Below are 12,470 nucleotides of genomic sequence, written 5' to 3' on the forward strand. Positions count from 1 at the left end.
GGCAGCTTCCTAGCGTCCTATGCCGGCAGGCGATGCGTCAATATCCGGCGTCCGCCCCCCGTCGCCAGTCAGAAAACCGGTTTTGGCGTCGGCCACCTGGCCGACCTCGATCCAAGGTCCGCCTTGAGCGGATCGGCCAGCGCCGGTAGCATCCCCTCCATGAATTCCCCCCCGCGACTTTCCCTGGCCATTCCGGTTTTTAACGAGCGCGAGGTCTTTCCTGCGCTTGTCGAGCGTGTGGGAGCCGTGCTGGACAAGATTCCCGGCGGGCCGCACGAGATCGTGATGGTCGACGACGGCAGCTCGGACGGGACTGCCGATCTGCTGGAACAGGCCGCGGCCCGCGATCCACGCATCGTGGGCGTGCTGCTATCGCGTAATTTCGGCCACCAGGTGGCGATCACGGCCGCCATGGATCAGGTCTCGGGCGACGTGATCGTGATCATGGACGGCGACCTGCAAGATCCGCCGGAAGTGATCCCCAAACTGCTGGCCAAGCACGAAGAAGGCTACGACGTCGTCTATGCGCAGCGCGGCCAGCGCCAGGAAGGCTGGTACCTGCGCTTCTGCTACTGGCTGTTCTACCGCATCGTGACGAAGCTCTCGAACGTGCCGTTGCCGCTCGACAGCGGCGACTTCGCGTTGCTGTCGCGCCGCGTGGTCGACGCCATGCGCGCAGCCCCCGAACGGCAGCGCTATCTGCGCGGATTGCGGGCGTGGGTAGGATTCAAGCAGACGGGCATGGTTGTCGATCGCGCCGGCCGGCACGCCGGCCGGTCAAAGTACACGCCGCTGAAGCTGCTGAAACTCGCCTCGGACGGCATATTCGCCTTTTCGATCGTGCCTTTACGCGCGGCGCTATTCCTTGGCGCCGGGGCGATCGTGGCGTCCATCGTCTATGCCATTTACGCCATTCTGGCGCGGCTGGTCTTCGAAAGTAATACGCCGCCCGGCTTCGCCTCGTTGATCGTCGTGATCACGTTCCTGGCGGGCATGCAGCTCTTGATCCTCGGCGTCGTCGGCGAATACGTCGGCCGCATCTACGAGGAAGTGAAAGGACGCCCGCACTACATCTTGCGGAAAGTCGTCCGCGCAAAAGAAGCCGCTGAAGCAGCACCACAGCCGCGCTACGCCGACCAGTTATAGGTCCGCCGCAAAGCGGTGTGCACGATGGTCGTCAGGTTCAGGCGGCTGACCGGCTTCGAGAGCACCGAGAAGGCGTTTGCGCGACGGGCTTCTTCACGCAGCGCGTCGTCGGCGTTGGCCGACAGGATGATGCACGGCAGGATGACCTTGATCTCTTTCAAGAGTCGCAGCGTCTCCAGGCCGGTCAGACGCGGCATGTGCATGTCCAAGAGCACGAGGTGTACTTCCTCGCGGCGGACAACGTCGAGGGCCTCTTCGCCGTCGCTGGCCATGAACGTACGAAACCCCTGCGGCTCGAGCACCCCGCGCAGCGTCTCGCGGAAGCCCAGGTCGTCGTCCGTGATGAGCAGGTTGGGGGTCAGTCCGATCACGACTCGATTTCCATCCGCGACAGGCACTTAGGACCGTTCAAGCTCGGTGATAATGACTTGCCGTTTGATTCGAATTGCAACTCGGATGCCGAGCAGGCTCGGAACACCGCGCGGCGGGAGCGCGTCATCGCGATAATTCGTTGCCTGTCTTCATGTTAATATCGAACGTCGGCTGCCTGCTACAAGTTAGCTTAGGCAAAATGACAAGAAATCGCGAGACTCGGACAGGCAAGCTGCTGCCATTTCGGCAGGCATTTTCGATTGGCTCCCTTCGCCACACGGCGGTGTCCAAGGCCCGACGCATGCCGTAACGGTCAGGTCGCTTCAGCCGCGTGTTGGGAGAATCTTTCGGGCCAGGAACGCGGCCAGCGGGCATGATCATTGACGAGGTTGGCCCGCGCTACACCCCCTCTTGTCGATCAGCGGAGCGCGGTAACGATTCCCAAGAAGGGGCGTCGCTACGGATCGGCCGTGCAAAACTCTCTTTCCGGCGCAGGCAAGCGCGGCGCGCCGGACGATCAATTTTTCTTATCGTACGCCGACGCCTGCGCTCTCCTTGTCAGGGGGCATGGTAACTCTATACTACCGATGAAGTTGGTTATTCTGACGCCACCGCATCGCGCGCTCCCGCCGGGTACGAGCGCCGAGGATTGATCTCGCGTGACAAGCACCCCTCCGCAGTCGTTCTACCTGCGTCATGAGTTCCTGATCAAACGCCTGCACTCGCTGACCGGTCTGATGCCGGTCGGCGCCTACATGGTGGTCCACCTGCTGACGAACGCCAGCATGTTGGCCGGGGCGCCCTCCTTTCAAAAGAACGTCGACTCGATCCATTCGCTCGGCCCGGCTCTGCCGCTGGTGGAATGGACGTTCATCTTCCTGCCGATCATCTTCCACGCCGTGGTCGGCGTGATGATCGTCCGCAGCGGCAAGTCGAATTCCAGCCGCTACTCCTTCTCGGGCAACGTTCGTTACACGCTGCAACGGGCCACGGCCTGGATCGCCTTGATCTTCATTTTCTGGCACGTGTTCCACATGCACGGCTGGATTCACAACGATTACTGGATGAATAACCTGGCGAAGCCGCTGTACGGCGGGCAGTTCGATCCGCACCACGCCACGTCGTCGGTGGGAATCGCCTTGGCGCCGTTGACCGCTCGCGTGGCCTACGCGATCGGCGTCGCGGCGTGCGTCTTCCACTTCGCCAACGGCTTGTGGACGATGGGCATTACCTGGGGCATATGGGAAACGGCCGCCGCCCAGCGACGGGCCAACTGGCTGTGCGGCGGCATCGGCGTCTTGATTTTCGCGATCGGCATGGCCGCCTTGTTCGGTGCGGTGCGGGCCGGCGAGAAAGACAACCTGCTCAAGGCCGAGGCCTACGAACAGGCGAAGGACGACGCCGAGCGTCGCTTTGAAGAAGATTACAAGTCACGGCTCGAGCAAGAGAAAGCGGCCGAGAAGTCCCCCGCCGAAAAGGCCGCCGGACTTCCCGGCGGCAAAGAGGCTGCCGAGCCTGCAATCCCGCCCGTCGCTCAAGCGGACGTGGGCCCCTGAAAATCAAAGATGTGCCGCCGGCCGATCGGCTGGCGGCCCGCGGCCCGCTTTCGGCCGAGCCGCCTCGACAATCGATAACAGCGTGAGGTCAAAGCGAACATGGCAAAGCAACGCGTGATGATCGTCGGCGGCGGATTGGCGGGCCTGGCGGCTGCCATGCAATTGGCCGAATCGGGCGTCGACGTCGACCTGATGAGCCTCACGCCCGTCAAACGCTCGCACAGCGTGTGTGCCCAGGGCGGGATCAACGCCGTCAACTCGGTCACCCGGCAGCAGGGTGACCGGGAGTGGCTGCACTTCGACGACACGGTCTACGGCGGCGACTTCTTGAATCACCAGCCGCCGGTCAAGGAAATGACCGAGTGGGCGCCGAAGATCATCGATCTGATGGACCGCCTGGGTGTCCCCTTCAACCGCACGCCCGAGGGTTTTCGCGATCAACGCCGCTTCGGAGGCACGTTGTTCAAGCGCACGGCCTTTGCCGGCGCCACGACGGGCCAGCAGTTGCTGTATGCCCTGGACGAGCAGGTGCGCCGCTGGGAAGTGGCCGGCAAGGTCAAGAAGTACGAGTTCTGGGACTTCCTCGGACCGGTGGTCGACGACGCCGGCATCTGCCGTGGCTGCATCGGGCAGGACCTGGTCACGATGGAGATTCGCGCCTTCCCGGCCGACGCCGTGATTCTGGCCACTGGCGGCTGCGGCTTGATCTACGGCCGCTCGACGATGTCGATGGCCTGCACCGGTAGCGCCGCAGCAAGGGCTTTCCGCGCTGGCGCCAAGTACGGCAATGGCGAGTTCATTCAAGTTCACCCGACGGCCATCCCCGGCGCCGACAAGCTGCGACTGATGAGCGAAAGCGCTCGTGGCGAGGGAGGTCGCGTGTGGGTGCCGCGCAAGCCGCAAGATCCGCGCGACCCGAAGCAGATTCCCGAAGCCGAGCGCTACTACTTCCTGGAAGAGCGCTATCCCAAATATGGCAACCTCGTGCCGCGCGACATCGCCACGCGCGAAATCTTCAATGTCTGCACCTACGAGGGATTGTCGGTCGAGCACGATCGGCTGTGCGTTTACCTCGACGTGACGCACATTCCGCGCAAAACGCTCGATCAGAAGCTGGGGGGCATTCTCGACATCTACGAGAAGTTCCAGGGTGTCGATCCGCGCGACACACCGATGAAAATCTTCCCGGCCGTCCACTATTCGATGGGCGGGCTGTGGGTCGATTACGAGCGCACCGCGGCCGGCGGCCTGCGGCTCGGTTCGCCCAAGAACCAGGTCACGAACATCCCCGGCCTGTACGCCATCGGCGAATGCGATTACCAGTACCACGGCGCCAACCGGTTGGGCGCCAACTCGCTGTTGAGCTGCATCTTCAGCGGTCTGATCACGGCGCCGGGCACGATGGCCTGGATGAAGAGCATTCCGCGCGGCGCCGCGGCCGACCAGCCCTCGAGCCTGTTCGACAGTGCCCGCCGGCAGCATCAGCAAGCGCATGACAACCTGCTCAAGCGCACGGGGGGCGGCGAAAACCCCTACCTGATTCACCAGGAACTGGGGAACGTCATGACGAAGGCGGCCACCGTGGTGCGGCGCAACGACACGCTGCGTGAGGCCTACGCCACGGTGTGCGAATTGGAATTACGCGCCAAGCATTGCTCGCTGTCGGACACCGGCAACTGGACGAACCAGAACGTGGTTTTCACCAAGGCCCTCCTGGATATGCTGCCGCTGGCCAAGGTCATCGTCAAAGGCGCCTTGCAGCGCGACGAATGCCGCGGCGCGCATTTCAAGCCGGAGTTCGAGATGCCAGGCCTGAAATCGACCGACCCGGCCGAGCACCGCCGCGAGGCCGAGGCGTGGTGCGACCGGTTCGAAGAAAACACCCGTAAATGGCTGAAATCGACCGTCGCCACTTACGTGCCGGATGGCGATCCGGTGCTGACCTATGAAGAGGTCGACACGACGTTGATCGCGCCGCGGCCACGCCTGTATGGGCTGGTGGGGGCGGAAGCGATCGAAGAAGTGTGGAAGGAGCGTTCCGCGGCCAAGGCAGGCGCGGGGCACGATGGCAACGGCGCCACGGGCAAAAGTGGCGCGAAAGCCGGCGCCGCGAGCTGATTTGACCGAACAGAAATACAATCCACAGCTTTCGCAGATTGCACAGATAACATTTTGCAGAGGCCGATCCCTTTCAACGGCTTCTTAATCTGTGTCATCTGCGAGATCTGCTCAGTAAATCGCCCGGAAGCCAACGTCGAAACATAACCGCCAACGCATATTTTCATGCCTTCGGGTGCCGCTCGGGCGGCATGAACACTGCGGATGGATGCCTTTTAACACGCACCGCCCATGAGGGCGAGAGAATTCATGCAAGCCAACACCAACGGACATTCGTCTCACGAATCACACGGCGATGGGCATGGAACGGCCGCGGCGCACGTCGCGGAATTCGATGTGCGCATCCTCCGCCAGGCCGAGCCGGGTGAGCCCAGCTACTGGGAACGGCATCGCGTCAAGCGCGAGCCCGACATGAACGTCATCAGCGTGCTGCAGCGGATCGCGGCGCAGGCCAAGACCGTCGAAGGCGAACGCGTTGCTCCCGTGGCTTGGGATTGCAACTGCCTGGAAGAGGTGTGCGGCGCCTGCACGATGCTCGTCAACGGCCGCGTACGGCAGGCTTGCACGGCACTGGTCGATCGCTTGCTGGCCGAGCAGCCGGACGAGATCGAGCTGCGGCCGATGGAAAAATTCCCCGTCGTGCGCGACCTGGTGGTGAATCGTCGCCGGCTGTTTCGCGCGCTGGAAAAAGTTCGCGCCTGGATTCCGGTCGACGGCTATTACGACATGGGGCCCGGCCCGCGCGTCTCGCCCGAGCAGCAGCAGCAAGCGTATCCGCTATCGGAGTGCATGAGCTGCGGTTGTTGTTTGGATGCCTGCCCGCAGTTCACGAAGCTGGAATTGGAACCGCACGAGGGCGAATCGGCGGCCGATTTCGCCAAGCGCGAAGAAGCGGCGTTCGACACGCATTTCGTCGGCGCCCACGCGATCAGCCAGGTCGTGCTGTTCAACAATCACCCGACGGGCGCTCTGAACGCCGGCGAGCGGCTCGACGCCCTGATGGCCCCCGGCGGCATCCAGGATTGCGGCAACGCGCAGAACTGCGTGAACGTCTGCCCCAAGAAGATCCCGCTCACCACCAGCATCGGCCGCGCCGGCCGATCGACCACCGTGCGGTCGATCGCCAAGTGGTTCAGCAGCTGAAGGCCGACGTTCCACGCTACAGCGTCAACGCAGGCCGCTTACACGGCCTTTGGATTGGCTTGCGTGTAGGTCGCGGCCGCGTTTAGCGTCACGCCCGAGGCGACATTCTCCACCTCGTCGTCGAGCGATTCGCCGTTGGGGCTGGTCAGCGACGGATGCTGGGCCAGGTACTGACGAACGAAGACCAGCGTGTCCTCGATCACGTCCGCCTGCAAGAGCAGCAGGTCGCCCGGTCGCAGCGCGTCCAGGGCCGCTTCGACCGCGTTGGTCGCGCCCTGGAAATCGTTGATTTCCTTTACGCGCGGTCCGGCCGCCAGGCCCGATCGCAGCAAGCGCATGATCTCGCCATCCTCGCGGCCGCGCTTGTATTGATCCTCGTAAAGGATCACGCGGTCAAAAGCGGCGGCAATGATCTGCCCCTGGCGAACCATGTCTTCGTCGCGCCGATCGCCCGCCGCTGAATAAACAACCGAGCGGCGTTCGTGCGGGAAGGTGCCGATCGCTTCGATCAAGGCTTCCAGCGCCGAAACGTTGTGGCCATAGTCCATGATCACCGTGGCGCCACCCAGCGACAGCACGTTGAACCGGCCCGGCACCATGTCGGACTCGCTGCTGAAGCTTTGCAGGCCGGCCGCGATGTCGGCCATCGGTACGCCCAATCCCCAGGCCGCGGCGGCCGAAGCCAGCGCGTTTTCGGTCATGAACGCCACGCGCCCCTGGCGGGTGATCGGAATATCAACGATCGGCACCTGGCATTCGATCGTGTTGCCGGTGGCCAGCACGAGCTGCTTGTCTTTGACAAACGCCAGCCGGCCCCCCGCCTCGCGATGCTGCTGCATCACCGGGTGTTCGCCATCCTGGGCGAAGAAGATCACGCCACCGCGGCAATGCGCGGCCATGCCCGCTGTGTACGGATCGTCGGCCTTGAGCACGGCGTAACCCTTGGGCGGCACGACGTCGACGGCCGTGCGTTTGACCAGGGCCATGTCATCGAGCGTGTTGATATCCGAGAGGCCGAGATGGTCGCCCGCGCCAATGTTCGTGACCACGGCCACGTCGCACTGGTCGAAACCGAGCCCTTCGCGCAGCACGCCGCCGCGGGCGATTTCGAGCACGGCCACGTCGACCTTGGGATTCATGAGCACGGTGCGAGCGCTTTGCGGTCCGCTGCAATCGCCGGTTTCGATGCGGCGGCGATCGATGTAGATCCCCTCAGTGCAGGTCATGCCGACGTGCCGGCCGATCGACATCAAGATGTGCGCGATGCAGCGCGTGGTCGTGGTCTTGCCGTTGGTGCCGGTGACCGCCGCGATGGGAACGCGACCGTTGTCGCCCGGCTGGAATAACGTCGAGACGATCGCTTCGCCCACGGGGCGCGGCTTGCCGCTCGATGGCTCGATGTGCATGCGCAGTCCCGGGCCCGCGTTAACTTCGACGATCACGCCTCCTTGCTCTTCCAGCGGACGACCGATGTCCGAAGCCACGACGTCGATGCCGGCGATATCCAGGCCAATGACGCGGGCCGCTTCGAGCGCGCGGGCCGCCACCTGCGGGTGGACGCGATCGGTGACGTCCGCCGCGGTACCACCGGTGCTGAGATTTGCGTTGCGACGGATCAGCACGCGCATTCCCTTGGCCGGCACGGCTTCGGGCGCGAGACCTTGTTCGGCCAGCACGGCCAGGGCGATCGTATCGATACGAATCTTGCTCAGCGAAGTGGCATGGTCGTCGCCGCGCTTGGGATTCTGGTTCTCGATTTCGACCAGCTCGGCGACCGTATGAACGCCGTCGCCCGTGACTTGCGCCGGTTCACGCCGAGCGGCGGCGATCAGCTTGCCGCCGATCACCAGCAGCCGGTAATCGTCGCCCGGCGCAAAACTCTCGACCAGCACGGTCGATTCTTCGGCGCGGGCCGCCGCGTAGGCCTTGAGCACTTGTTCGCGCGTGGTGAGGTTGGTCGTAACACCGCGTCCTTGGTTGCCGTATTGCGGCTTGACGACGACCGCCCCGCCGATTTCCTCGGCCGCCCGCCAGGCGTCCTCGGCATCATCCACGGTGCGACCGGCAGGGGCCGGCACACCAACGGTGCGCAGGAGCCGGCGCGTCAGCTCTTTGTCCTGGGCGATGGTTTCGGCAATGGCGCTGGTCAGATCGGATTCGGCGGTCCACACGCGGCGCGCCTTGGCTCCCCATCCCAATTGAACGAGGCTGCCGGTGTTCAAGCGGTGCGTCGGAATGCCCCGGGCGTGCGCCGCGTCGACGATCGATCGCGTGCTCGGCCCGAGCTGCGTCTCGTGCAGAAGAGAACGGAGTTGCGTAACTTCATTATTCACGTCGAAGCGGTGATCGTGTACGGCGGCCAGGAACAAGCGGTGAGCCGCCGCCAGCGCCGCGCGGCCGACGCTTTCCTCACGATAGCGCACGATCACGCGATACACGCCAGGCTCGCTCGTCTCGCGGGCCTTGCCAAAACCGACTTCCGATCCGGCCAGGCACTGCAGCTCGATGCAGATGTGTTCCAGAATGTGGGCCGGGTACGTTCCCTGGCGCAGACGTTGAAAGAAGCCGCCGCGCTCGCCAACGCTGCAACGATGTTCGACGAGCGACGGCAACCAGCTCATCAGCCGATCGTTGAAGCCGGGCAGCGAATCCGACGGCGAGTCCTTCAGCGGTCCCAGATCGACGATCGCTTCCAACACCGGGAACGAAGCCCAAATGTTCGGACCACGCAACGCCAACACCTTGCGGATTTCCATACTCGCGTTCAGCCTTTCCTCTGCGGTGCAGGCGATCGGGGCGCAGTTCCAACGCGCTCGCGCGATTCTGACCGGATTCGAAAAAGTTTCTCAGGGGGGACCAAAGCTTCTTGCCCGCAAGCTAATAGGGCACAGCGGGGCAGATACTAACGCAAAGGCGGGACAACTCTAAAGGTGGATTCTGGCAAACTGCGAAAGCGATCGCGCAATTCCGTCGCTCGCAGTGGACCTCGGGAAAATCTGCTCGGCACCGTCTGCGGTGGGGCTGGTGCGGGTGCCCGAGCGTGTATAGCCGCCGGGGATACTGGGCAGGTGTGCTACCTCAATCCTATCGCTAGGCCCAAGGCGAAAGCAAGAATGTCCCAGGCAAAAGCAGATCGGGCAAGCAGTATCGAAAAAACGGCCTGCCTTCGGCTGCGATAACCGCCCCAGTTTAACGGCAGCGGCGCAGGCGCGCTTCGCCCCCCGTCAAACGGTCGAAAGGGCCGGCCGCTCGCCGGAACCGATCAATGAAGCTTGATCGTTAGGTAATTCGACGAACGCCGGGTGAGGAGTGCCATCATCACCTTAAAGCTTAGCCCAGACGGACTTGAGGCGAGCCGCCATGCAGGGCCCCGACGCGCCGCCGGGTGATTGGCGGTCGCGGGTAAATCGCCGCCGGGTGAACGCACCGGACGCTTCGAGCCGGCGCTGGGTTCGGTTTGCTACCAGCTTGCTTTCGGACTAACAAAGCCGCCGGACCTCTCCGACCATTTTCCGGAACGGCTTAAAAGATGCCCGCGCCAAAGCCGCCGGGGGTTGGGTCCTCGGTCGCGGGGCGGTTGACGTGCTGCTGTGCCGGCGCCTTGTGCGGCCCACGCGGCTCGTGTACGGCGGGTTCGACCTTCGTCTGCTCATTGCGAACAGGCTCAGGGCGGGCACGCTCGACTTTGGTATGTTCGACGTGCTTGGGCCGGGCATGCGGCTCGCCACGCGGCTCGCGGGGGTGAAACAAGTTGTGTTTCGCCGGCGGACGCGAGTACTCTTCGTCGAAATCGTCGTAGCTCGACACGTAACCGGGCAGCTGCGCGGCCTTCAGCTCTTCCTGGTACGAGGTGATAACCTTTTCCTGAATCATCTCGCGGCAGCGCGAATTGATCGGATGGGCGATGTCGGCATAGAGCTTCGCGCGGCCGTCCTCGTCTTTGGCGGCGCGATCCTCCTTCTGCCGCAGGCCGCATTGATTGCAGTACTGTGCGCGCAAGTGATTCTTGTAGCCACATTGCGAACAGTGCGACGTCAGCTTGCGACTGGGCATGGCCACGAAGGGGCCATTCGTGCCTTCGATGATCTTCAAGTCGCGGATCACGAAGCAGTCGTCCAGCGTGATCGAACAGAATGCGTGCAGCCGCTCGCCGGCGACTTCGTCCATGAGCTTGATGCGAACTTCAGTGATTTCCACGTCTGTTCTCCTTAACAGCTTCCTCGGTCATTGGGGCCCGGCGACCGCAAATACCTGCGCGAACCCGCGGTTACGCAGGGCGGCCGCCAACCGCCGGGCGTGCCTGGCATGGCGGCACAGGCCAAAGTAGGCGCTGCCGCTGCCAGTCATTTGAGAGCCCAAGAAATCCAGCCTCTTGAATTCATCGCGCACCCGCGCGATCCACGGCGAAAGGCCGGCGGCGGCGGGTTCGAGTCGATTGTGCAGCAGCCGGCCCATCGCGGCCCCGTTCCCGCGGCGCCAGGCAGCGACGAGCGCGTCGGCCCGGCACGGCGTTTCCGCGGGCCGGCAATGCCGATAGACTTCGGCCGTCGATAATCCAGCGGGCGGCTGGACGATGACGAAATGCAATGGCGCAAGATCCGCTTCGACGTGTACTTTCTCGCCCCGACCAGAGCACAGTGCTACGCCGCCGGCGAGGAAGAACGCGACATCGCTGCCAAGTTGGCTGGCAACTTCGCTGAGCCGCGCGATCGGCCAGTTCAGATTCCAGCCGATATTGGCCGCCACGAGCGCCGCGGCCGCATCGCTTGAGCCGCCAGCCAGGCCGGCTTCGAGCGGAACGCGCTTAACAAGGTCGATATGCGCGCCGGCGTCGATCCCGGCCGCTTCGCGCAGCAGCCGCGCGGCGCGAACGGCGAGGTTGTTATCACCGAGCGTCGGTACCGGGCGCGCGGCCTGTTTGTGGATCGGACGCGCGTAGCACCATCGGCACGTACAATCGATAGGGCCGTCGGGCGTCGACTGGAAGGCTAGAGCGTCACACAGACTGACCGGCACCATGAGAGTCTCGATCTCATGGAAGCCGTCAGTGCGCTTGCCCAACACCTCTAAAAAGAGATTTAACTTCGCCGGTGCAAAGATTTTGACCGGCGAAGCCCGGTGAACGTGCATCCTACGCGTTCCCGACCTTGGCGGAGCGAATTATCCCGACGCACGAAAATCAACAAAATCTAATGATGGCAAATTGGGCGCGCGGGTGCCCCAGTTTCGAGCGGGAATTCTAGCCGCTTCGAACAAGGGGGTCAATCGGAACCTGACCGAAGGATTGACAGGCCATATCCCTTGTCGCTGCCGATTGCTAGCACCAAAGTCGCCGTGGGCGGTGTATGTTGCTCGCATGATTAGTGCGCCAGTGAAGATTGTTTCCGGCGGGCAAGCCGGCGCCGACCGCGCTGCGCTCGACGTCGCCATTGAGCTGGCGATCGAGCACGGCGGTTGGGTGCCGCGCGGCCGCTGGGCCGAAGATGGTCCGCTGCCGCCGCGCTACCGCATGCAGGAGAGTGAGTCGGCGCAACCCGCCGAGCGCACCGAAGGGAACGTCCGAGATTCTGATGCCACGCTTATTTTCTCGCACGGCCCGCCCACCGGCGGCACCGCATTGACTGCGCGCGTGGCCGAACGTCTGCGAAAACCGGCACTTAGCATCGATCTGGCCGTCAGTGACGAGGCTGCCGCGGCCCGTGACATCACGGCATGGCTCCAGCGCGTGCGACCGCAGGTATTGAACGTCGCCGGCCCCAGGGCTTCGAACGATCCCCTGATCTACGACGCGGTGTCGCGCGTCTTGCGACGCGTCCTCTCCGGGCATCCGGGGGGCTAGCAGCCCGTTGAAAAACTCGACGGGCTTGGCCAATCGCAAGGATGCGATGACAAAATAGCGACGTAAGTCGTTATTTGGCGAGCCGTGCGGAGCTTGGCTCCGCACTTGGCGAGGTTGAGAAATGCCACCATGGCATGTTTTTTTTTGACGAGCAGCTAAGTTCGGCTTTCGCAGTTTTTGCTAGCGTTGACAGCTTCTTGAGAAATAGGACGAGCCCCGTTCACGATGCAGATAGGTTCTCACGCCAATCGCATCGCCAAGGAGGCTCGCCATGTGTCTTGTTACTTCGTTCGTCG

9 protein-coding genes are annotated in these 12,470 nt (G+C 63.4%); 5 read left to right on the forward strand and 4 right to left on the reverse strand.

Features of this window, described 5'->3' with window-relative positions; genetic code table 11:
* The first annotated feature begins 159 nt into the window (after nucleotides 1-159).
* The gene (locus tag VHD36_07220) at nucleotides 160-1,146 is read left to right on the forward strand and encodes a glycosyltransferase family 2 protein (protein ID HVU87094.1); all 987 of its coding nucleotides are present in this window, start codon (nucleotides 160-162) and stop codon (nucleotides 1,144-1,146) included.
* Here VHD36_07220 and VHD36_07225 read toward each other — a convergent pair.
* On the reverse strand, nucleotides 1,128-1,517 hold the full coding sequence (locus VHD36_07225) for a response regulator (GenBank protein HVU87095.1): 390 nt from the start codon (nucleotides 1,515-1,517) through the stop codon (nucleotides 1,128-1,130). The genes VHD36_07220 and VHD36_07225 overlap by 19 nt on opposite strands.
* A gap of 660 nt (nucleotides 1,518-2,177) precedes the next feature.
* On the opposite strand from VHD36_07225, the gene VHD36_07230 reads away from it, so the two are divergent.
* The 3 genes from VHD36_07230 to sdhB all read left to right on the forward strand — a co-directional run bounded on the left by VHD36_07230 (nucleotide 2,178) and on the right by sdhB (nucleotide 6,335).
* Nucleotides 2,178-3,074 (forward strand): succinate dehydrogenase, encoded by an 897-nt coding sequence (locus tag VHD36_07230; protein HVU87096.1) that lies wholly within the window; start codon nucleotides 2,178-2,180, stop codon nucleotides 3,072-3,074.
* A 99-nt stretch (nucleotides 3,075-3,173) separates the two neighbouring features.
* Nucleotides 3,174-5,192, forward strand: coding sequence for a succinate dehydrogenase flavoprotein subunit (gene sdhA / locus VHD36_07235; protein ID HVU87097.1), 2,019 nt, complete (start codon nucleotides 3,174-3,176; stop codon nucleotides 5,190-5,192).
* 249 nt (nucleotides 5,193-5,441) lie between these two features.
* Complete coding sequence (gene sdhB / locus VHD36_07240; GenBank protein ID HVU87098.1) at nucleotides 5,442-6,335, forward strand: succinate dehydrogenase iron-sulfur subunit; 894 nt, start codon at nucleotides 5,442-5,444, stop codon at nucleotides 6,333-6,335.
* Nucleotides 6,336-6,373: 38 nt separating this feature from the next.
* On the opposite strand, the gene cphA is transcribed toward sdhB, so the two are convergent.
* From cphA to ispE, 3 genes are all read right to left on the reverse strand, one after another.
* A complete protein-coding gene (gene cphA, locus VHD36_07245) occupies nucleotides 6,374-9,091 on the reverse strand; it encodes a cyanophycin synthetase (GenBank protein HVU87099.1) in 2,718 nt (905 codons plus the stop codon).
* A gap of 766 nt (nucleotides 9,092-9,857) precedes the next feature.
* The gene (locus VHD36_07250; GenBank protein ID HVU87100.1) at nucleotides 9,858-10,532 is read right to left on the reverse strand and encodes a SpoVG family protein; all 675 of its coding nucleotides are present in this window, start codon (nucleotides 10,530-10,532) and stop codon (nucleotides 9,858-9,860) included.
* Nucleotides 10,533-10,559: 27 nt separating this feature from the next.
* Nucleotides 10,560-11,465 carry a 4-(cytidine 5'-diphospho)-2-C-methyl-D-erythritol kinase gene (ispE, locus tag VHD36_07255; protein ID HVU87101.1) on the reverse strand — a complete coding sequence of 302 codons (906 nt, stop codon included), beginning with the start codon at nucleotides 11,463-11,465 and terminating at the stop codon, nucleotides 10,560-10,562.
* 226 nt (nucleotides 11,466-11,691) lie between these two features.
* Between ispE and VHD36_07260 the strand changes: the two genes are divergently transcribed.
* Entirely contained in the window at nucleotides 11,692-12,174 is a 483-nt protein-coding gene (locus VHD36_07260; protein ID HVU87102.1) for a putative molybdenum carrier protein, read from the forward strand.
* Nucleotides 12,175-12,470 lie beyond the last annotated feature (296 nt).

Source organism: Pirellulales bacterium (assembly GCA_035546535.1).
Classification (GTDB): domain Bacteria; phylum Planctomycetota; class Planctomycetia; order Pirellulales; family JACPPG01; genus JACPPG01.

Coding starts and splice junctions, on each gene's coding strand:
- cphA (HVU87099.1), bottom strand. CDS start 9,091: ATGGAAATCCGCAAGGTGTTGGCGTTGCGTGGTCCGAACATTTGGGCT.
- ispE (HVU87101.1), bottom strand. CDS start 11,465: ATGCACGTTCACCGGGCTTCGCCGGTCAAAATCTTTGCACCGGCGAAG.
- sdhB (HVU87098.1), top strand. CDS start 5,442: ATGCAAGCCAACACCAACGGACATTCGTCTCACGAATCACACGGCGAT.
- VHD36_07220 (HVU87094.1), top strand. CDS start 160: ATGAATTCCCCCCCGCGACTTTCCCTGGCCATTCCGGTTTTTAACGAG.
- VHD36_07260 (HVU87102.1), top strand. CDS start 11,692: ATGATTAGTGCGCCAGTGAAGATTGTTTCCGGCGGGCAAGCCGGCGCC.
- sdhA (HVU87097.1), top strand. CDS start 3,174: ATGGCAAAGCAACGCGTGATGATCGTCGGCGGCGGATTGGCGGGCCTG.